Origin of the sequence: Brucepastera parasyntrophica (assembly GCF_022376835.1) — a bacterium.
Classification (GTDB): Bacteria; Spirochaetota; Spirochaetia; order Treponematales; family Treponemataceae; genus Brucepastera; species Brucepastera parasyntrophica.
In genome coordinates, this window is the sequence record NZ_CP084606.1 from 766,696 (window position 1) to 787,324 (window position 20,629).

24 protein-coding genes are annotated in these 20,629 nt (G+C 50.4%); 15 read left to right on the forward strand and 9 right to left on the reverse strand.

Annotated features, from left to right (window positions below; all coding sequences use genetic code 11):
- Nucleotides 1–23 precede the first annotated feature (23 nt).
- Together K7I13_RS03720 and K7I13_RS03725 are read left to right on the forward strand one after the other, a co-directional pair.
- Complete coding sequence (locus K7I13_RS03720; protein ID WP_255948063.1) at nt 24–1,196, forward strand: AAA family ATPase; 1,173 nt, start codon at nt 24–26, stop codon at nt 1,194–1,196.
- A 185-nt stretch (nt 1,197–1,381) separates the two neighbouring features.
- Entirely contained in the window at nt 1,382–2,779 is a 1,398-nt protein-coding gene (locus K7I13_RS03725) for a 5-methylcytosine restriction system specificity protein McrC (protein WP_255948065.1), read from the forward strand.
- Nucleotides 2,780–2,878: 99 nt separating this feature from the next.
- On the opposite strand, the gene K7I13_RS03730 is transcribed toward K7I13_RS03725, so the two are convergent.
- The 4 genes from K7I13_RS03730 to K7I13_RS03745 all read right to left on the reverse strand — a co-directional run bounded on the left by K7I13_RS03730 (nt 2,879) and on the right by K7I13_RS03745 (nt 5,767).
- The gene (locus K7I13_RS03730) at nt 2,879–3,439 is read right to left on the reverse strand and encodes a YdeI/OmpD-associated family protein (RefSeq protein ID WP_255948067.1); all 561 of its coding nucleotides are present in this window, start codon (nt 3,437–3,439) and stop codon (nt 2,879–2,881) included.
- A 40-nt stretch (nt 3,440–3,479) separates the two neighbouring features.
- Nucleotides 3,480–3,926, reverse strand: a complete 447-nt coding sequence (locus K7I13_RS03735; protein ID WP_255948069.1) for an AraC family transcriptional regulator — start codon at nt 3,924–3,926, stop codon at nt 3,480–3,482.
- Between the two features lie 125 nt (nt 3,927–4,051).
- The gene (locus K7I13_RS03740) at nt 4,052–4,471 is read right to left on the reverse strand and encodes a DUF3788 family protein (RefSeq protein WP_255948071.1); all 420 of its coding nucleotides are present in this window, start codon (nt 4,469–4,471) and stop codon (nt 4,052–4,054) included.
- A gap of 414 nt (nt 4,472–4,885) precedes the next feature.
- Nucleotides 4,886–5,767 (reverse strand): LysR family transcriptional regulator, encoded by an 882-nt coding sequence (locus K7I13_RS03745; RefSeq protein WP_255948073.1) that lies wholly within the window; start codon nt 5,765–5,767, stop codon nt 4,886–4,888.
- 206 nt (nt 5,768–5,973) lie between these two features.
- On the opposite strand from K7I13_RS03745, the gene K7I13_RS03750 reads away from it, so the two are divergent.
- From K7I13_RS03750 to K7I13_RS03795, 10 genes are all read left to right on the forward strand, one after another.
- Entirely contained in the window at nt 5,974–6,426 is a 453-nt protein-coding gene (locus K7I13_RS03750) for a cyclophilin-like fold protein (RefSeq protein ID WP_255948083.1), read from the forward strand.
- A gap of 17 nt (nt 6,427–6,443) precedes the next feature.
- Entirely contained in the window at nt 6,444–6,833 is a 390-nt protein-coding gene (locus K7I13_RS03755; RefSeq protein ID WP_255948084.1) for an iron-containing alcohol dehydrogenase, read from the forward strand.
- Nucleotides 6,791–7,615, forward strand: a complete 825-nt coding sequence (locus tag K7I13_RS03760) for an iron-containing alcohol dehydrogenase (RefSeq protein ID WP_255948085.1) — start codon at nt 6,791–6,793, stop codon at nt 7,613–7,615. Before K7I13_RS03755 ends, K7I13_RS03760 begins: the two co-directional genes overlap by 43 nt.
- A gap of 15 nt (nt 7,616–7,630) precedes the next feature.
- Entirely contained in the window at nt 7,631–8,107 is a 477-nt protein-coding gene (locus tag K7I13_RS03765) for a cyclophilin-like fold protein (protein ID WP_255948086.1), read from the forward strand.
- 14 nt (nt 8,108–8,121) lie between these two features.
- On the forward strand, nt 8,122–8,709 hold the full coding sequence (locus K7I13_RS03770; RefSeq protein WP_255948087.1) for a DapH/DapD/GlmU-related protein: 588 nt from the start codon (nt 8,122–8,124) through the stop codon (nt 8,707–8,709).
- A gap of 147 nt (nt 8,710–8,856) precedes the next feature.
- Nucleotides 8,857–9,414, forward strand: a complete 558-nt coding sequence (locus K7I13_RS03775; protein WP_255948088.1) for a flavodoxin — start codon at nt 8,857–8,859, stop codon at nt 9,412–9,414.
- 9 nt (nt 9,415–9,423) lie between these two features.
- The gene (locus tag K7I13_RS03780; protein ID WP_255948090.1) at nt 9,424–10,371 is read left to right on the forward strand and encodes a formylglycine-generating enzyme family protein; all 948 of its coding nucleotides are present in this window, start codon (nt 9,424–9,426) and stop codon (nt 10,369–10,371) included.
- 12 nt (nt 10,372–10,383) lie between these two features.
- Nucleotides 10,384–10,944: a flavodoxin gene (locus tag K7I13_RS03785; RefSeq protein WP_255948092.1), complete on the forward strand. Its 561-nt coding sequence runs from the start codon at nt 10,384–10,386 to the stop codon at nt 10,942–10,944.
- Nucleotides 10,941–11,633 (forward strand): DUF4405 domain-containing protein, encoded by a 693-nt coding sequence (locus K7I13_RS03790; protein WP_255948094.1) that lies wholly within the window; start codon nt 10,941–10,943, stop codon nt 11,631–11,633. The genes K7I13_RS03785 and K7I13_RS03790 overlap by 4 nt, the downstream gene beginning before the upstream one ends.
- Nucleotides 11,634–11,648: 15 nt before the next feature.
- Nucleotides 11,649–12,122: a flavodoxin gene (locus K7I13_RS03795; RefSeq protein ID WP_255948096.1), complete on the forward strand. Its 474-nt coding sequence runs from the start codon at nt 11,649–11,651 to the stop codon at nt 12,120–12,122.
- A 153-nt stretch (nt 12,123–12,275) separates the two neighbouring features.
- On the opposite strand, the gene K7I13_RS03800 is transcribed toward K7I13_RS03795, so the two are convergent.
- The 3 genes from K7I13_RS03800 to K7I13_RS03810 all read right to left on the reverse strand — a co-directional run bounded on the left by K7I13_RS03800 (nt 12,276) and on the right by K7I13_RS03810 (nt 14,549).
- A complete protein-coding gene (locus K7I13_RS03800; RefSeq protein ID WP_255948098.1) occupies nt 12,276–12,821 on the reverse strand; it encodes a GNAT family N-acetyltransferase in 546 nt (181 codons plus the stop codon).
- Between the two features lie 98 nt (nt 12,822–12,919).
- Complete coding sequence (gene ytvI / locus K7I13_RS03805; RefSeq protein WP_255948101.1) at nt 12,920–14,035, reverse strand: sporulation integral membrane protein YtvI; 1,116 nt, start codon at nt 14,033–14,035, stop codon at nt 12,920–12,922.
- A gap of 37 nt (nt 14,036–14,072) precedes the next feature.
- Nucleotides 14,073–14,549, reverse strand: a complete 477-nt coding sequence (locus K7I13_RS03810; RefSeq protein ID WP_255948103.1) for a MarR family winged helix-turn-helix transcriptional regulator — start codon at nt 14,547–14,549, stop codon at nt 14,073–14,075.
- Nucleotides 14,550–15,278: 729 nt separating this feature from the next.
- On the opposite strand from K7I13_RS03810, the gene K7I13_RS03815 reads away from it, so the two are divergent.
- Nucleotides 15,279–15,659 (forward strand): DUF2992 family protein, encoded by a 381-nt coding sequence (locus K7I13_RS03815; protein ID WP_255948105.1) that lies wholly within the window; start codon nt 15,279–15,281, stop codon nt 15,657–15,659.
- Between the two features lie 76 nt (nt 15,660–15,735).
- On the opposite strand, the gene K7I13_RS03820 is transcribed toward K7I13_RS03815, so the two are convergent.
- Nucleotides 15,736–16,587 (reverse strand): aldo/keto reductase, encoded by an 852-nt coding sequence (locus K7I13_RS03820; RefSeq protein WP_255948106.1) that lies wholly within the window; start codon nt 16,585–16,587, stop codon nt 15,736–15,738.
- A gap of 32 nt (nt 16,588–16,619) precedes the next feature.
- On the reverse strand, nt 16,620–18,212 hold the full coding sequence (locus K7I13_RS03825) for a (R)-mandelonitrile lyase (RefSeq protein WP_255948107.1): 1,593 nt from the start codon (nt 18,210–18,212) through the stop codon (nt 16,620–16,622).
- 247 nt (nt 18,213–18,459) lie between these two features.
- On the opposite strand from K7I13_RS03825, the gene K7I13_RS03830 reads away from it, so the two are divergent.
- Together K7I13_RS03830 and K7I13_RS03835 are read left to right on the forward strand one after the other, a co-directional pair.
- Complete coding sequence (locus K7I13_RS03830) at nt 18,460–19,434, forward strand: response regulator transcription factor (protein WP_255948108.1); 975 nt, start codon at nt 18,460–18,462, stop codon at nt 19,432–19,434.
- 103 nt (nt 19,435–19,537) lie between these two features.
- The gene (locus K7I13_RS03835) at nt 19,538–20,566 is read left to right on the forward strand and encodes a sensor histidine kinase (protein WP_255948109.1); all 1,029 of its coding nucleotides are present in this window, start codon (nt 19,538–19,540) and stop codon (nt 20,564–20,566) included.
- Nucleotides 20,567–20,629 lie beyond the last annotated feature (63 nt).

The window sequence follows — 20,629 nt, forward strand, 5'->3', positions numbered from 1 at the left end:
GCCAAACGCCTTATGGCGTACTTATGGAACTGGAACCAGCATCGGCTCTGAAACTGATGAATGCATTGGAGGGAAACATGAAGGATGTTATCGATATATCCGAACTCATAACGCACCTTGAAGCAAACAAAAATCTGATAATCCATGGCGCGCCCGGAACGGGAAAAACATATCTCGCGAAGGAGATTGCCAGGGAGATGGGTGCAGGTGACACTGAAACCGCCTTTGTCCAGTTTCATCCTTCCTATGATTACACCGACTTTGTAGAAGGTTTGCGTCCTACCCATCCCGACTCAAATGGAAATATCGGCTTTGAACGGCAGGATGGTGTGTTCAAGGCATTCTGCAAAAGGGCGGCACAGAACCTGGCGGACAGTGAAAAAGAAGCCTCCGAGCTGATAACAGAAAAAACATTCTCAGCGCTTCTGGAGGACTTCATCTCTTATATAGCTGATACAATTGAAGAAAATGGTTCCTTCCCTATAGATGGTATCAGTAACAGGGCGGCGGCTCCTATCACTTTCATTGAATATGATTATTATATACAAACAGGCATTATCCGTTTCGGGCTGCTTACAAAAAATGGCAATACGATATCTGTCCTGATAAAGGACTTTGAGAAAATATATCAGACCTTCACCAGCCGGACAGACTGGGAGTATAATGATTTTAAAACCGAAATCAGCGGTGTTCACCATACGTATAAATATGGATTTATGAAAGCTTTCAGAACATACTATAATGAAAACCGGAATAATGTGGCTGTTCCGGAAGTAAGCAATGAACAAAAAAAGTATGTGTTCATTATAGATGAAATAAACCGGGGAGAAATCTCGAAAATCTTCGGAGAGCTTTTTTTCTCCATAGATCCCGGGTACCGGAAAAAGGCAAAAAAACCGGAGGAGAGGGTCAAGACTCAGTACCAGAATCTTGTTGAGGAACAGGATATATTCAGTGACGGATTTTTTGTACCTGAAAATGTATACATCATCGGAACCATGAATGATATAGACCGCAGCGTGGAGAGCATGGATTTTGCAATGCGCCGAAGGTTTGCCTGGGCGGAACTGAAAGCGAATGACCGGCTGTCAATGTTCCGGGATATTGCAGAGTATTCAGATGCGGCCTTGGCAAGAATGCAGTCCCTGAACGCAAAATTGAAACTGTACAGGGACTCTCCTCTTCCTACCATATAGGCCCCGCATATTTCCGTAAGTTAAAAAATTATAACGGCGATTTTGAACTGCTTTGGAAATACCATTTGGAAGGAGTTCTTTTTGAATACCTCCGGGGAAGACCTGATTCGAAAGACATTCTTGGTGAACTGAAAAATGCCTATGATATTGGTGTCCCTTCGCCAAAGGAAAATGAGTAGGAAATAATGGAACCGCTGATTCTCCGGGACAACTCATTAACACCATGTGCCACTGATGAATATATTGAAGAACTGCGTTACCTATCGGAACATACCCTACAGGAACTGATAAAGTCAGAGGAATTACTGGCATTTCCCTATTCATTCAGTCAACTTCATGGAATTGATGATAAAGAGCTTTCCCTTTTCCATCTCAGAAACGGAGGCAGGGAAATAGCAACCGGTAATCTCATGGGTTTTATCGGATATAATAATCTGCGCATCTCCATACTTTCCCGCTTTGCGCCATCCGGCAAGGCTGACAGCTTTCTCCAGTACATGCTGATGAAAACCGGAGGAGTCAATATATTTCAGCTCGAACACACTGGAGCGATAGACCAGACCTTCAATCTTATGATTTTCCTGTTTCCCATGATACTGAAAAAGGCAATGGTTCAGGGACTTTTCAAAGAATACTGCAACCGTCAGTATAATGACCCGGATATCAAGGGCCGTATTGATGTGTCCCGGCATATAAGAAAAAACATTCCGTTTTCAGGCGCTATTGCGTATAACTCACGGGAATATTCTTATGATAACCGGATAACCCAACTGATACGTCATACTGTTGAGTATATTAAATGCAGTGCATACAGCGCTATTCTGGAAAATGACGCAGACACAAAAGAATATGTATCGCAGATAGTGAGAGCGACTCCGAATTATGATTTGAGAATGCGTTCTTCCATTATCAATAAAAATATACAGCCCGTAAATCATCCCTATTTCTGCAATTATATGGATTTACAGAAACTCTGCCTGCAAATTCTGCGGAATGAGCAATTTAAATATGGTGTTCACTCCAACAAAGTACATGGGATTCTATTTGATGGAGCATGGCTGTGGGAAGAATATGTGAATACGATTCTTTCCGGCTGCGGATTTATTCATCCGAAGAACAAGGAAAAATCGGGATGGAAAAACCTGCTTACTTCTGACAGTCAACACAAATGGAGATGCTATCCCGATTTTTACCGGGAAGCTTCAGAAAAAATCCCGGCCATTGTTCTCGATGCAAAATACAAACGAATGCGCAGAGGAAGCAGTAATACCCGGGATGAAGAATCGGATGATGAGAAGCGGTTCATTCAGAGGGAAGACCGTTATCAGATTATTTCTTATATTCATTTATTCAAGGCGGCTGTCGGAGGTTTTATCATTCCTGTTTCAGAGATGCAGGGAAACACTTGCTGTCACAGTGTAGGAACCCTGCGGGGATATGGAGGAACGGTTTTATTATTTGACCTTGCCATACCATCATGCGCTGACAATTTCCGGAATTTTTCTGACGCAATGCAGCTTGAAGAAAACCATTTTAAAGCAGGAATAGAGCAGTATTTCCGGGGTATTATTACAAAAAAATAAACTCATTTTTTCGCTGTAATTATGATATCCTGATTCCATATGTGGAAAATACCGCCCCGCAAACGAAACCTATTGCCGCTTCACAAGCATATATCCGTTTTACATTGGTTTCAGATTTTTATTTAATCTATCTATTATTTTTTCAAGCCTGGTTTGACGCGTTTTGTCCGTTTTGGCATCGAGGTACAGTCCGGTGTATGATCGCCGTACTGAAAGCGGCATAGCCATTAAATTTGTATAAGCGGTCTCATAGGGCTGAACAATCTGCAAAAACTGTCCGATTTGTTCATCGTCAATCACGATACGGCTGGATGTTTCCCACGAGCCGTTTTTCCTGGCCTTTTCAATAGCGTTCATACCATGATCAGTCATCAACTTTTTTTCAATAAGTGTTTCCGCTATTTTTTTGTTTTTATCGGACCAGTTGCTCTGGGCCGTCCGTCGGGCAAAGTATTTTTTATAGCTGGTGCTGTCAATACTTTGCATTTGCCCGTCTATCCAGCCATAGCAAAGAGCTTCTTCGAGGGCGTCATTGGCCGATAATGTTTCCGGTCCGCCTTTTTTACCAAACAGGAGCCATACTCCTTCACTGTCACAGCCATATTTTTCCAGCCACTCCCGGAAGGCCTGCCTGTGAGAAAACTGCAATATGTTACTCATAAAATCTCCGTTTCAATTCGTTTATTACTCCTCGGATTGATTATATAACCGGCACACAGAACTCGCACTGCCCTTCTTCAACCAGTCTGTATTCGTAACGCTCAAGAATAGACCTTGTCATATCAAACTGCAGTCCTTCTTTTTGCAGGCGTTCGATGACGGAAGTCCAAAACGCTTGTATGGCTTCCGCGGTATGTTCCACGGTAAAAACCGCGTATTTGCCGCCGGGGATTTCACCCCGCTGTACCTGTCCGTCCGCCCGTACATCTGAAGCCGCGACAAGGCATACATCATAGCGGCATTCTTCCGCCGGCGTGTTTTCATTGTCGCGGGCAATTCCATAAATTACGCTGTCCGTTAACAGCCCTTTCCGGTCCGCCCAATCTTTGAGCGCGGTCATTAATCCGTAGCTTTCGCTGCCGTACGGCCCGGTTCTCCTCATATAAAGGACAGGCTGGGATGGACGCTGCTCTATAATAAAATCCATGAATATCCTTTTTTATCAGCCGTACCCGGGACCCAACGACTCAGCAATAATCGTATCGCAGTCTGAGCCATTCAGTCTATACCTGATACTCAGGTATCTGGTTACCATAAATATCCGGAAACGGCTCAAGACGCTGCCTTAATATGTAACAGCTGCTTTACCAGATCAAGATCCTGATCACCAGCTACCTCGATATCAAAAGTATGTCCCGCCGCGTTATTTTTGCCCGCTTCAATAGTTTCAAGAATATCTTCGCTGAAGCCGGACTGCCGCGACAGTTCGCGGTCCTTGTTATTGAAGATAAAAGAACACAGAAAATATCCTTCCGACGGTGTTAGGTAAACCAGTTTCTTTTTTCTGCTGCTCAATACCAGACACCAGCCCCAGGCAGTGCCGTAAAACTTCCATTCCTGTACAACCTGCGGATATGTATTGGACACATATGCGGCAAGAGTATCCCATAGCTGCTTCGTTTCTTTCAAAACGGAGCCGATTAAATCCATGCCGGGCGGCGCGGCTTTTTCGCGGAAAATACTCTTTGCCATTCAGGTACCTCCTTCATATAACTTCACCTGCTTAATCATTTACCCTCAATCACAAACAATATCTCAATATAAAGAGAGCTGCCTATTGCTTCTTCCGTCTAGTACGTGTTTCTGGCGCAGCGGACAACACGGCTTTATCAAGCCAGGCCGATTCTCTTTCCTGCCGGGGCTTTTGCAATAATCTCCTGAAATGACAGGGTTATTCTGATAGCAGCGTGTCCGGCTGATTTTTGCACTCGTTGCATCATCTCATAATACTATTAACACATTGCACATGACAACTGTTTGCCGGTTTCAGACCGGAAAAGCTGATTTGGTACGGAGTTTTTTGTATTTGCCGCAAAACTGTTTGCGCTTTTTTATTATGGGCTTAGATGTCCGGCGGCCTGTGTTGAGGCATCGGTAAGTAATTACCTATTCCTGAACCAGCGCCTGCCGTAGTTTTTTCAGAAAAAGCCCCGAAGCCTTTGAGAATACCTGATCCTTTTTCCAGACCATGTGGAGGTTTGATTCCAGGACCGGCCAAAGAGGTCTGAAACAAAGAGTACCCGGCCCGGACGTATTTACGAGTCTGTCGAGGCACAGGGCGTATCCCATTCCTTCCCGTACCATGAGGGAGGCGTTGTACACCAGGTTATAGGTAGCCACAAGGTTCAGTTCATCAAAGTCCTTATTAAGCCATTTAAGAATCTTTTCCGCCGCCAGACTCTGGCGGGAAGTAATGAGCGGGATATTCCACAGGTCCTTTGGTTTGATTGTTTTCCTTGCGGCCAGAGGGCTGTCTTTGCGCATGAGCAAACCCCAGGTGTCGACCGCGGGGAGCCTGAGGGATTCATATTTGAGGGGATTCAGTTCAATAAGAAGGCCGAAATCCAGAAGACCCTTATCGAGCCGTTCGGTGACATCCTTCGAGTCTCCGCTGTAAATATTGAACCGCACATAAGGATAATCCCGCTGCATTTCACGGGCGATCCGGGCGATTATAGACATGCTTTCGGTTTCCCCGCCGCCAATAAAAATATTGCCGCTTACAATCTCTTCCTGGGAATCAAATTCCGTTTGGGTTTTCCGAACAAGGTCAAGAATCTCTTCAGCCCGCCTGCGCAGGAGCAGCCCCTCATCGGTAAGGGTTATTTTCCGTTTGCCCCGGATAAACAGTTTTGTCCCCAGCTCGTCCTCAAGCTCCATAAGCTGCCTCGAAAGAGTCGGCTGGGTCACGTATAGTACATCAGCGGCCCTGGAAATATTCTCTTCCCGGGCAACCGCGAGAAAGTAACGCAAAACCCTCAGTTCCATTATTCGCCTCCTCGTATTTGTTATAGTTTTTTTATCATGCCTGAAAAGCATTATTATTCATAATAAACAAGTATTTTACATAGTTCAATACTTCCGGTATTATTTGAGTAAAGCGAATGTGCGGTTCTAAAGCGGATAGCAGATGACGAAACACAGCGGCATCAATTGCCGCATTCAAAGTTTCAAAAATAGTAATGGAGAATCGGATGGAAAAAAAGATTGCTCTCTTTATGCTGATAGGGATGCTTCTTATTTCCTGCAGCATCGGTGCTCAGGAAAGAGAAGGGACCATGATGAACGTAAAACTCAGGATGGCATTCAATAATGATGAACTCATCATCGATTTATACGATAACCCAACAGCCAGGGATTTTCTTACTCTGCTTCCTTTGACAGTAATCATGGAAGATTACGCGAACACTGAGAAAATCACCTATCTCCCCCGGCGGCTGACCACAGACCGGGGAGCAGCCGAAACTACACCGGCATCGGGCAATTTCACCTACTATGCTCCATGGGGAAATCTCGCCGTATTTTACCGGGGACAGGGGAGCGCAAACGGACTGATTATTCTCGGCGCTATCAGGTCCGGTGCAGAACGGCTCGGGCAAATGCGGAGCAATTTCACTGCGACCATAGAAATTATGGAAGAAAACTGAAAAGGGGAGTTGATAGTATGAGTTTTGAAATGTATGTACCCACGAGGATCATCTTTGGTCCGGGCCAGCTCAATAATCTGGGCAAACAGAAAATGCCGGGCAGAAAAGCCCTGATTGTCATTTCCGGCGGAAAATCCGCCAGGTCCGGCGGGTTTCTTACACAAACTATGGAGCAACTTCATAGCTGTGGGATTGAAGCGGCGGTGTTCGATAAGGTTCGGGCAAATCCCCTCAGGTCCACTGTTATGGACGGCAGCGCTTTTGCGCGGAGGGAGAACTGCGACTTTATCGTTGCCCTCGGCGGCGGCAGTGTTATGGACGCGTCAAAGGCCATCGCGGCCATGGCAACCAACGAAGGGGATATATGGGACTATATCGGAGGCGGTACAGGGGAGGAAAAGAACTGAAGAACGCGCCCCTCCCGGTAATAGCCATCACCACCACCGCTGGCACCGGTTCCGAAGTCGACCAGTGGGGAGTTATCTCCAACGATGAAACACATGAAAAGATCGGGTTCGGCGGGGATGACCGGCTCTTTCCGGTGCTGGCCATTGTTGATCCGGAGCTGATGAAAACGGTCCCTCCGGCGTTTACCGCCTATCAGGGTTTCGATGCCCTGCTTCAGGCGGTGGAATGCTACGTATCATCTTTTGCGAGTTTGATGAGTGATATGTACGCCCTGACGGCGATTGAGCATATCGGAGAGTATCTCGCCCGGGCGGTGAAGTACGGTAATGACCTGGAAGCCCGGGAACATGTTGCCTTCGCCAACACGCTCTCGGGTGTGGCGATGACCGTGAGCGTCACTACCAGTGAACACTCCCTGGAACACGCCATGAGCGCCTATCACCAGGACCTGCCCCACGGCGCCGGGCTTATTATGCTCTGCTCGGCGTACTTTTCCCACTTCATCGAAAAGCATGCCTGTGATGAACGCTATATCAGAATGGCCCGGGCTTTGGGAATGAAGGACGCCGGGGATCCGATGGATTTCATCACTATGCTGGAAAAGCTTAAAGCGGATTGCGGAGCGGCGGACCTCAAAATGTCTGACTACGGAATTACTCCGGAAGAATTCCCTGCTATCGCCGGAAACGCCCGGAAAACCATGGGCGGTCTCTTTTCCAGCGACCGGACGCCGTTAACCGACGAAGACTGTGTTGCCATTCTGCGGAAGGCATACCGCTGAAAACTGAGGAGTTGCATGAAAGGAAAAAAGAAACAATTACGATTACTGATATTTCTCAGCCTGACGTTCGCGGCCTGCGACATCTTCGCGGATACGGGTGAAGAAAAAAATACCGGAGAAAATGCGGCCATGACCAGAATAATCATAACCGCAGGGGGCGAAACATTTTCCGCACTCTTCTATGATAATGCAGCTACCCGGGTTCTGCTGGCCCGCATGCCCCTGACAGTAAACATGTCTGATTTAAATAGGAATGAAAAATTTTTTAACCTGAAGGAACCACTGCCCGCTGCATCCACTGAACGCCCGCAAATTATCGGAGCCGGGGAAATCATGCTGTGGTCGGGCAATACCCTGGTACTGTTTTATAAAACCTTTTCCAACTCATACGGCGGCTACGTCCGGCTGGGGTATGTAGAAGATACAGCCTGTCTCGCGGCGGCTCTGGGACCGGGAAATGTGACCGTAACCTTTACTGTCATGAAAGAATAAGAGGTATAGACAAAATGGATTTGCAGGAATTTCTTTCCTATGTTAATAACGGAAAACCGCTGGAAGGCGGATCGGATATCCATGCTTTTATGGTTGGTATTACAAATGAATCCATGAGGATCACTGCAGAACTCAATAATTCATACCGCACCCCGGAGGAGATACGGGAATTATTTTTCCGGCTCATCGGGAAACCGGCGGACAGCTCCTTCCGGCTATTCCCGCCCTTTTACACTGACTTCGGAAAGAACATCACCGTGGGCACAAATGTCTTTATCAACAAGGGATGCAGCTTCCAGGATCAGGGAGGCATCACCATCGGCGAAGGGTCGCAGATAGGACACAATGTGGTGCTGGCCACCCTGAATCACGGTATAACACCTGCTACCCGGCACATCACCTATCCCGCGCCCATTGTTATCGGAAGGAATGTCTGGATAGGAGCGAACGCGGTGATTACCCAGGGGGTCACCATCGGCGAAAACGCTGTCATCGCCGCCGGCGCAGTGGTAACAAAGGATGTGTTGCCGAATGTGATCGTCGGTGGAATACCGGCCAGGATTATCAAAACCATTGAGACTGCAAGGGCGGCATTGGTGTGAGAAGCCCGGCGCCGGCACCGCCGCCGCACCTGTGTATGTCCGTCCGGTGGTCAGCGGCTGTTACCACATAGAGAGGAATGGCTATGGAAAAAAACGAAAATGTACAGTACATACTGCCCCTCTGAAGGAGCATCAAAGGAGTATACCATGAAAAAAATAATTCTATTTATGTTGGCCCTGGTCACAGTTTCCGTCCTGCCGGCGGCTGACCGGACAAACAGCACAGGAAAGATCCTGGTGGTCTATTTTACCAGAACGGAAAACACCCGGTATGTGGCGGAACATATCCAGAGTCTCCTGGGAGGGGACATGGCGGAAATCACCGCGGTCAGCGCCTACCCGGAAGCCTATAGCGCGGCGCTTGAGCGGGCCCGGCAGGAACGGGACAGGAATGCACGGCCTGCCATCCGGGTGTGGGTGCCGGACATCAGCTCCTATGATTACATCCTTCTAGGGTATCCTATCTGGATGGGAGGCATCCCCATGCCGGTGGCGTCCTTCCTGGAAACCTTTGATTTTTCCGGCAAAACCATCGTACCCTTCTGCACCAGCGGAAGCACCGGTATCAGCCAAAGCATTGCGGAGATTACAAAGCTGGTACCCGGAGCCCGGGTCACTAATGGCTTCCGGGTACCCACCAACGGCGCCCGGAATTCCCGGAATGATGCGGAGGCCTGGCTGCGGGACCTGGGAATCTTACAATAGGAGAATTATATGAAAAAATTTTTGACCATCACCATGGGTATACTATTATTCCCCCTGTCCTTTGCCTCCTGCAGCGGCAGGAGCGAGAATCCGGCGGTATCCGCCCAGGAACCTTCCCGGACAAGCCCGCGGGCAGCCGCGCCGGAGGCATCTTCCCCGCAGACCGGAGTGCCTGAAAACTTTATCCTCATCCCCGGCGGCACCTTTACCATGGGAAGCCCTGCTGATGAGTTCCTCCGGGAGTCCGACGAAACCCGGCGCCAGGTGACGGTGGCTTCATTTTATATGGATAGGTACGAAGTGACTCAGAGAGAATACCGGCAGCTTATGGGGAACAACCCCAGCAGCTTCCAGGATGAGACCCTGCCGGTGGAAAATGTTACATGGTACGAGGCGGTGCGTTACTGCAATGCCCGGAGTGAGGAGGAAGGACTTGCCCCGGCCTACACCATTACCGGAACCGGAGAAAGGCCCGCAGTGACCTGGAACCGGGAAGCCGGCGGGTACCGGCTTCCCACAGAAGCCGAGTGGGAGTATGCCTGCCGGGCGGGAACCATCACACCCTTCAGCACTGGGGCAGCCATTTCTACAAACCAGGGAAACTACTACGGCACCTACCCATATACCATCGAGGAACACTACTTCTCACAGAACCGGATAGCGGTGGGTCCCGGTCAGTACCGGGGAAGAACCGTCGCGCCGGGCAGCCTCCCGCCCAATCCCTGGGACCTTTATGAAATGCACGGCAATGTATGGGAGTGGTGCTGGGACTGGTACAGTGATTATGACGCCGCGGACTGGGACAACCCTGCGGGACCTGCTTCAGGAAATTACAAGGTTAACCGGGGCGGCGGCTGGAACGACTTTGCCCGGCACCTCAGATCGGCCTACCGGGCAGCCTATCCGCCGGAAAACAGGACCTTTAACATCGGGTTCCGTCTGGTGAGAAACGTATGAGGAGAATCTAATATGATGAAAATAAAAACCATGATGTGTATAATGCTGTTAACCCTGACAGGGATATCGGGCCTTTTTGCCCAGGAGAGGGACCCCAGGATTCTGGTGGCCTACTTTTCCTGGTCCGGCAACAGCCGGCTGATTGCGGCGGAGATCCATCGCCGGGTCGGGGGCGACCTGGTGGAAATCGAGATGGTTACCCCCTACTCCCGGACCTATAACACCTGCCTGGACCAGAGCCTCCGGGATCTCCGGGCAGGCATTCATCCATCGCTGAAAACGCTGGAGACGGATGTGGCCGGCTATGATGTGGTTTTCCTGGGATATCCTACCTGGTGGGCAACCATCCCCATGCCTGTGGCAACCTTCCTGGAGAGCTGCGATTTTACCGGCAAAATTATCGCTCCTTTCAACAGCCATGGCGGCGGCAGACTGGGGCAGACTGTTTCGGCTATCGCAAAGCTCTGTCCCTCGGTGAAGATCACCCAGGCCCTGTCCATCCACTACGGCGGAGGCAGGACTCTGGGCAGTGATATTGACGCCTGGCTTACTGAAATAGGGATGGCCAGGTGAACCCGGGAAGGCTTTGCAGATGCGTGGTTGATATTGCCATGGCGCTCTGTCTCATCCTGCTCATGGGCTACAAGATGGCCCCCAACGGTCTCCATGAGTTTGCCGGTATGGGTTTGTTCCTGCTGGCGGTGGTTCACTGTGTACTCAACCGGGGATGGTTCGCCGCTCTGTTCAAGGGCCGGTACACCCTTAGGCGTATTCTTGCCGGCGCGGTAAATCTGCTGCTCCTGACGGCGCTGACGGTCCAGGTCCTCACAGCTCTGCCCATTTCGGAGACCGTATTCGCCTTCCTCGGCATCGCCAAGGACCCGGCAGCGGTGGAATTCCACGGTGTGGCCGGAACATGGATGTTTGTCCTGGGGGCAGTCCACCTGGGCTTCCACTGGGCGGGCCTGCTCCGGGCCTTCCGTCGGCGGGCGGACACCCGTACGGTAGTCATTTGGCTGGTCAGAGCCATGGGCCTTCTTCTCATGACCTGGGGAATCAAGGCTTCCTTTGACCGCACTATGGGTTCCCGTCTGCTGTTCAATGAGGGGCTCCACGCCATGTTCAGCGATCCCTCGGTGTTCCGGTTTATCCGGGATTATCTGGCAATCGCGGCGTTGTACACCGGGACGACCCATTATATACTTAAATTACTTCAGTGGATAAAAAATAAAACCGCCGCGGCTAAAAACGCGCAGGGCTGATTATGGAGGATGATTATGGCAGTGCTTATTGCATACTATTCATGGTCCGGAAATAGCGGAAAACTGGCTAAAGCCATTCAAGAGAAAACAGGAGGGACCCTTTTCGAAATTGCACCAGTGTTACCCTACACCGCCAACTACAATGCCGTGGTTGAACAGGCAAAAAAGGAGATCAGAAACGGGTACCGGCCTGAACTGGAATCTCTGCCCGGTGATTTGGAAGACTACGATACGATTCTGATAGGCTCGCCCAACTGGTGGAGTACCATAGCCCCTCCGTTAGCAAGTTTCCTTGCGGCCTCTGACTTTTCCGGGAAAACCCTGGCCCCCTTCATCACCCACGGAGGCGGCGGTCCGGGAAACTGCAAAAAAGATATCTCCTCACTCTGTCCCGGAGGAACCGTTCTGAAGCCATTTGTGTCATACGGCAGCAATACCGGAAAAGCGGAACTCGGAGACTGGCTCAGGGAAATCGGATTTGGAGAATAGTTATAATGGCTATTCCGGTATAAACAGAAACGAAATGTGATGCGGCACAGATGATGCCTTTTGTCCGCCTTTCCGGAAAATGGACTATCCTCTGTCATTTTGGATTGTAGAAAATTTTTTACTGGTTTTTTTTCAAACGCGGACCGGAATAGTTTACAGCACCATATCTTTTTTTGTTATGGTATAGCAAACATGAGGTTTCAGAGGATGACCGTCCTGAACATCCGGGTGGTCAAAATACTGCTCCAGCCGCATACCGATTTTCTGCATAACCCTCTGTGACGGAAGATTTTCAACAGCAGTAAAACTGTACACCCGGTCAAACCCCAGATATTCAAAGCCGTATTTCAGGCATGCGTTTGCGCCTTCGGCAGCGTATCCTCTGTTCCAGAAGCTTTTATCCAGTCTCCAGCCGATTTCAATACAGGGGCAGAAAGCGGCCTTAAAGTTTGCCCGGTGAAAACCAATAAAGCCGATAAAACCGCCGCTGTTTTTTTCTTCAGCTGCATAAAGTCCGTACCCATAGTCAGAAAATTCCGTGATGATTGCGTCATAAAAACATCTTGTTCTGTCTTCTTCGTAGGGTTCCGGGAAATACCTCATGACCTCCGTATCTGCGTTCATTCTGATAAACGGGACCATGTCTGATTCTTTCCAGTGTCTCAATGCGAGGCGCGGCGTTTCGATGACGGTAATCATAATGGATACTCCCTGAGCAAAGCAAACCGGCAGGCGTTCCCGGTTTATCCCTCACTTATTACCTGCTGGTCAGCCAGTTATATAATCAAGAAATGAAACTACGATTCCGTTTTTTCTCCGGACCTTTTGTTCAGAACCCTCGAAATTCTCGCGGCGAGTATTTTCAAATCCATGACCGTACTATTAAAAATCCCCGATTTGGCTATACTGATAATCAGCATCAAAACGACAGGACCTAATACTGCTCCCCAGACACCCGATAACCGGAGTCCAACATAAATACTCATTAAGGCGGCTAACGGATGCAGTCCGGTCTGGCTGCCTACAATTTTCGGCTCAATCACCTTTCTGATCAGAAAAAAAGACACCCCGATAACAATCAGGAAAATTCCCTTGCTGAAACTTCCGACGATTATCTCAATAATTCCCCATGGTACCAGTATGGCAATGGTACCGATAATCGGCAGGAGATCAACAATTCCGAGAAACAGGGCAATGAGCAGCGCGTAGGGCTGGCCGTATATTCCCAGGGCAGCGAACATAAAGAGAAAGGCTGTCAGGGCAAGAAGCAGCTGTGATTTGAGATACCTGCCCAAAGCGTTTATCACAGCTGATTTCAGTATGGAAATATAGTTGCTTGCCCTCTGTCCGATATGTTTTTTTATCCCTGCTGACATGCGGTTATAATCCGCAATAATAAAATACGCTGCCAGAATAGCCATGATAAAGCCGGTAAGAAAGCTTCCCGTTTTTGTTGTAAGGGTGGTGGTTGCCGACATAACAGAGCGCAGCAGGTTTTTGCTGGTGTTCTGAATGAATACGGCAATACTCTCTTCAAAGCCTTCCAGAATTTCAACTGCCTGCGGAGGAAGCTTTTCCTTCAGCCAGTCAAAACTATCCGACAGACTGTCAATCCTGGCAACGATGTCGCTCCAGTTCGTCTGAATGCCGGTAGCAAACGAAATAGCTTCATTGATAACAGCGTATACCAGCCAACCGATCAGGGAAGCTATCAGGAGAAAAACCAGGAGATCCAGAACAAGTGCGATAATCCGTCTCGGAATTTTTAATTTCTGATTGACCTTGTTTACCAGAGGATTGAGAAGCGCGGCAACAAAAAAAGCTATGATGAACGGCAGAAAAACATTAATCGCCCTTGGAAAAATAAAAACAAGAAAAAGAACCGCAATAACCGCAAGGCTACATCGTATCAATAACCGTTTATATAATCCTTTACCCGGATTTTGCACTTCAGACCTCCTTTAAAACCTTCCGGCCGCTTTGTCCGGCCTGTATGCATTCTTCAATACTGTTTCCTGTTTTTTCCAGAAATCCGATCATAATTTGCCGTTCCCTGTAGGTTAATTGCGCCACAACTTTTTCTTCTTTTTTCAGAAGCCGTCCTATGGTACGGTCCGCGTAGTCCCTGCCTGATTTACTGAACCGGATAATCTTATTACGCCTGTCGGAATCTGTCTCCTTCATTTTAACATAACCCTGTTCCCACAGCGAACGGATAATGCCATTTACGCTTTGTTTCGGCAAATGGGTTCTCTCGCAGATGGCCTTTTGCGTGCAATTTTCAGGCATTCCATAGATTGCGTTCAAAACGCTGAGACCTATATACGTCAGCCCCAGTGATTTTGCGTATTCCTCATACAGTTTATCGATAATATGCCAGCCGTCCAGAATCATGGATGTCTGTTCCTGTAATGTGAGATGCCTCATGGTGTCATCCTCCACGGAAATTCAGTCAGCAAATTTAGTCCGAAAAATATACCGTTATTTTTTAAGACTATAATAATATTGACAAGGTATGCTGTCAATACGGAACTTGTACTTGGATACTTCATTCTGTAAGTCATTTTCAGTTAACCTTTGTCAGGCGCAGGGAACGCATAATCTATCACGGCCAAATCTGTTTCGGCTGATATTGCGGCGGCTGCGGCAATTTTCCGGTACAACAGAAAGGGAAAGAAAGATTGCTTTCAATACCATAAGGGAGTCTAACAGCAGGTTTGTGCGTCAGTGTTTGCGGGACATGAAAAAGGCCCAGGATACCGCAGCGGCGGACAAACTGATTTAGGAGTACAAAATATCCATTGTTCCTGAGCACAGCGGATGTCCCCGCAGCGACGCCCGCCCCGGAGTCGGGGCAGGCAGCCTTCCCTGTGTGGCCGCGGGCATTTCGCGGAAAACTGCCAAGGAGATGCGGAAAGGTCTGCTTTTCGGGATTGACATGCCCCATCCGCCGGTATAGGATATTCCCGCCGGCATAGTCCGGAAGATGATAAAACATATTCACAGTTAAGGGCAGAAAAAAAACACAGGTCCGGCGGGTAGTCCGGACAGTGGAATTTCCGCACAGGCCGAAGTCCGGCAGTTCCGCCAAGTAACCTTCTTTGCTAAAAGATGTCCGTTTTTGCCCCGGGAAAAATGTATCCCGGGAGAAAAAGAATGGACAATGTTGTTACAACAGTTTTTTTTGACGGGCAGTTCTGGTCCGCGCTGATTGAAAAGGAAAGCCGGGACGGAACGCTGTTCCTGGGAAGGTATGTGTTCGGCCCCGAACCCTCAAATACCGATCTTCTTCATTTTTATCTGAACATCTATGCTACAGTTCCCCTGCTGGCTTCCTGCATAAAGATCAGGGAGAAAAAACAGAAACGCATAAAGGAGCAGGCCAGAAACACGTCAAAATCCAGAAACGCCTTCAGAGAGCTGCAGCGGGAGTATCTGCGTGACAGCAGAAAGGAAAAAAGGAAAGCCGGGGATCAGGAACGCGAGGCGCTCCGCCGGATAAACCGGGACCGGAACAAACGCCGCCGGCGCCGGTGATTCCTTTGCAGGAAACCATTCACATGACTAACCTGTTCCTGTACGGGCGGTATGGATACTGCACCGCCCGTGAAACCTAAATATCAAACTTCGCGGTACCGAGCCATTTAACCATCTCCGGATTCTGGTGGGAGAAGAAGAGGCTCTCTCCGGTATCCAGGGCGGCGATTTTTTCCATGTCTTCCCGGGTCAGTTCAAAGTCGAAGACAGAGAAGTTTTCGATAATCCGTTCCTTGTGTACGGACTTCGGAATCGCCACGACATTCCGCTGTATGAGCCACCGGAGAATCACCTGGGCGACAGACTTATTGTATTTCGCGCCGATTGCTGAAAGCGCCTCATTAGTAAAAATATTGTTTTTCCCCTCCGCGAAAGGGCCCCAGGATTCAATCTGCACCCGGTTTTCCTTCATCAGTTTTGAACTTTCAATCTGCTGGTTAAAAGGATGGGTTTCCACCTGATTCACCATGGGAGCTATTTCATTGTGGGCGATGAGGTCCACCAGACGGTCGGGATAGAAATTGCTTACCCCGATTGCCCTGATACTGCCTTCCCTGTACAGCTCCTCCATGGCCCGCCAGGAACCGTAGTAATCCCCGAAGGGCTGGTGGATAAGATAGAGATCAAGATAATCCAGCTCAAGTTTTGTGAGTGATTTGGCAAAGGCTTTTTTGGCCTTATCGTATCCCTGGTCCTGTATCCAGAGTTTGGTAGTAATAAACAGTTCGTCCCTTGGGATTCCGCTCCTCTTTATAGCTTTGCCTACGGCGGTTTCATTCATATATGCCGCGGCGGTATCAATGGAGCGGTATCCAGCCATGAGCGCATCGTACACGGCCTGTTCGCACTGAGCCGCGTCTTCTATCTGGTATACCCCGAAACCGAGGACAGGCATTTTGACGCCGTTATGCAATGTTACATAATTCATATCATGTCTCCTTGTCTAAAGTATTGACTGTATCAGTTCCGCTGCGCAAGGACTTCGCCGAGCACGGAAGCAGCATTGTCTCCAACCTGTTTGCCCAGAGTCTCCCGTATCACCGCGGTCACTTCCCGCAGCTGGGATTCAGTGATACCTGTGTTCAGGGCGATGTTCATGTGCGACCGGAGCTGGGGGTTCACCCCATCAAGTCCCGAAAGGCCCCCGACTGTGGCAAGCTCCCGGCTCTGGTAATCCAGAATGTCCCTCGCAAAAATATCCGCGAAGAGATGTTCCTTGAGGAAACTGTCTATGGCAGTTGATGGGCCGCCGCTTACTATAGGCATGCCGGTCAGTTGGGCCCGGACATTCGCTCCGTAGCTATCCTTGTCAATCTCCGTCGGAAGGGGCCGGGCTTCCCTGCCCTGTACATCGGTAATGCCCCTCGCCTTGCGTTCTTCAAGTACCGCGCTTAAGTTTCCCAGAGCATTGAGACTCCGGGGAAATCCTGAGTAGGCATAGAGCTGGGTGAGTATCTCGGTGACTTCATTTACGGTAAGCCCCGCGTCGAGACCGGTATTAATGGAAGTTTTCAGTCTTTCAAGGTCGCCCCGTGTGGTACAGGCGGCAATGGACACAATACTCCGTTGCCGCTTACTCAGGCGGTCATGGGACTGTTCCGGTTCCAGTACTCCGCCCAGGTATTCGGCGTCGCTCACCTTTTCAAGCCAGGCAAACTCCGCTCCCGGAATGGATTCCCCGATAGCAAGGTGGGTCATGGCCGCGCCGGGGGAGGCTCCGTGCCAGTGGGTCACTCCGGGAGGACAGCGGACAATTCCGCCGGCCCTGACTTCGGAGCGGCGGCCGGCCAGTTCCTGAGTCCAGCAGATGCCTGAGGTAACAATGAGGGTCTGGCCGGAGCCGTGGGTATGCCAGGCGCTCCGGGCGCCGGGTTCAAAACTCACAAATGATCCGGAGAGAAGAGATGGTGACATTGCGGAAAAGGCCGATTCCAGGAATACCGCGCCGGTAAAGTTTTCTTCGGGATTCCGTCTGGACTCTCCGTCTCCAAGCCGGATGACTTTCTGGTTTTCCGCCCCGCCGGTTCCGCTCCCCATGTAGTCGGCGTCACTCACCTTCTCAAGCCATGTCAGTCCGCCGGATCCGCCCGCCTCACCCAGGGCGATATGGGTCATGGCCCCGTCCGGCGACGCGCCGTGCCAGTGGGTTATCCCCGGAGGGCAGTGAATCACATCCCCGGGCAGCGCTATCTGTTTCCGGCCTCCCCGTTCCCGGGTCCAGCAGGTACCGGAAACCACAACCAGAATCTGCCCAGACTCGTGAGTGTGCCAGGCGCTCCGGGCTCCGGCCTCAAAATGCACATAACTTCCGTATTGAATGGAAGGCGATTCGGGGAGATATACTGTCTCCACCATCACATTGCCCGTAAAATTTTCCGCAGGGCCGGGACGCGCGGGATTGCTCCACGGGCCGGAGATTGTCTGTTTCATATTCTGTTCCTCCCAATATACCGGAGGCATTCCGCCTGCCGGAGCTTCCGTCCTTCCTCCGGCATGGAGTCCCGCGGAAACCGCCAGAACCGTCAGTATAATCAGCGGTGTTTTCTTTTTCATATTTACTCCTTACTGTTTTTTCCATCAAAGGCATACGCCCTGTACTTCTATTGGTATCATAAATCTCCGCCGGTTTTGTGAGGGATTTGTGAAAGAATTGTAAGATTTATGAAAAATGGTTTCCCTCATGGTGTAGCCGCGCTATACTTGACTTGTGTACAGACCTTCGGTCCAACGCACAAGTCCTGGGGTTTCGCGGTATGAAAGCCGCGGAACGTACTTTTTATTTTTTATAGAAGAAGCACTTATGGCTAAACTGCTTATCGTGGACGACGACATCCATATCCGCAAACTGGTACTCACCTATACAGAGCTGGAAGGCCTCCAGTGCGCCGAAGCCGGTTCAGGAAAGGAAGCGCTGGAAAAAATCAGGGCCGATAATTTCGATCTGGTGATACTGGATATTATGATGCCCGGCATCGACGGTTTTGAGACCCTGGGGGAAATCCGCAGGTACAGCAGGATTCCCGTGATTATGCTTACCTCCCGGGGAGAGGAAGGAGACAAACTCCTGGGTTTCAACCTGGGAGTGGACGACTATGTGGTCAAACCTTTCAGTCCGCGGGAACTCATGGCCCGGGTGAACGCGGTGCTCAAACGGAGCAGAGCCGGGGCGGATGAGGAAATCCGCGCCGGTGAACTCCGCATCAGTCCCGGCGCCCGGACAGTCCATGCCGGGGAGCGGGCCCTGAACCTGACCCCAAAGGAATTCGATCTTCTCCTCATCCTCGCCCAAAACGAGCGGCTGGTCCTCACAAGGGAACAGCTTCTGGAAAAAGTCTGGGAATACAATTACTTCGGGGACACCCGCACGGTGGATACCCATATAAAATCCCTCCGGGAACAGCTCGGGCCGTACAGGAACCTGATCCAGACCGTCTGGGGGTGGAATACAAATTTGAATATCATGAAGAAACCTGAAAAACCGGCCTTCCGTTCCGGTATGGTTCTCCGTCTCTGGGCATTCATGATGGCCCTGGTGCTGCTCAGCGTGGTCTTCATGTGGGTGGCCCAGATTTTTCTGCTGGAACGGAACTACGTAAACGCCACCATCGCGGAAGTCCAGAACAGGCTGGAACCGGTGATGGAGGACCTCAGGACAGAGGACCTGGCCGTGAACGATAAACTCCTCCCCTACCTCAGCAAGTCATCCAGCGGCAAGATTATGCTGGTCAACGCCGGGGCCAGCTCCTTGCCATGTACACCTACGGGCATCCCATAGACCTTGCCGCGGCGGAAAACGAAACCCTTGTCTGGCCCATGGTACAGCGGAGCGAAGAATTCCCCAGCTCCTCAGGGGTGAATCCTACCAGAAGGTGTTCCGTATGGCGGATTCCCGTATCATGGCTTTTGAGATGGGAATTCCCGCAACCTACGCCGGGGAACCGGCCTTTGTGATTCTCCACCGCTCCCTCTATGAAATGTACACGGTACTCCGCATCAACAGGGGCCAGCTCACGGTGCTGAGCATTATTCTTGCCGTGCTTGCGGCGCTCCTCGCGGCGTTCCTGACCTGGCGCTTTGTCAGGCCCATCCGGGTCATCAAGGACACGGTGGACAGCCTCGCAAAGGGCGATTTGACCGCCGCTCCCAATATTACGCTTCGGGACGAAATAGGCCGGCTTTCCGATTCGGTGGAGGAACTGGGGAAAGCCCTTCAGCGGGTGGACGTGCTCCGGCAGGAGGTGATCGCAAACGTGTCGCACGAACTCCGTTCCCCTCTGGCGCTTATCACGGGCTACGCCGAGATGGTCAGGGACATCAACTGGAAGGATGAAGACAAGCGGAACGCCGATCTGAATCTCATCATCCAGGAAGCCCGGAGGATGAGCGAGATGGTGAGCGACATCATGGACTATTCCCAGTTCCAAGCGGGATACATCAGCCTGAAAAAGGAATGGTACAGTCTCTGGGAAATTGTGGAGTCGGAAATTCTCCGCTGCGGCAAAACAGCGGCTGTACACCGTATCCGGGTCAGTCTGGAAAGCCCGGAAAGCGAAAGCCAGGTTTTTGTGGACGCGCTGAAAATCAGCCAGGTCATCCGCAATTTATTGTACAACGCAATCAACCATACCGCCGACGGAGACATTATCACGGTCACCGTCACGGAACACGGCGGAGGCTGGAAGGCCGCCATAGCCAACCCCGGCGACCCCATCCCGGAAGAAGACAGGAACCTCATCTGGGAGCGGTACCAGCGTAGCCAGCACCAGGGCGGACGCCGCCAGGGAACGGGGATCGGCCTTTCCATTGTAAGCACCATCCTCAGGGCCCACGGCATGGACTACGGCGTGGAGTGCCGGGACGGCCGGACGGTATTCTGGTTTACCGTCCCTGAGCATACCGAATTGTGAATTCTTTATGAAGAAATTCCGGATTGCCTTGACCTGAGGTGAATCCCATGGAGTATTATTCTT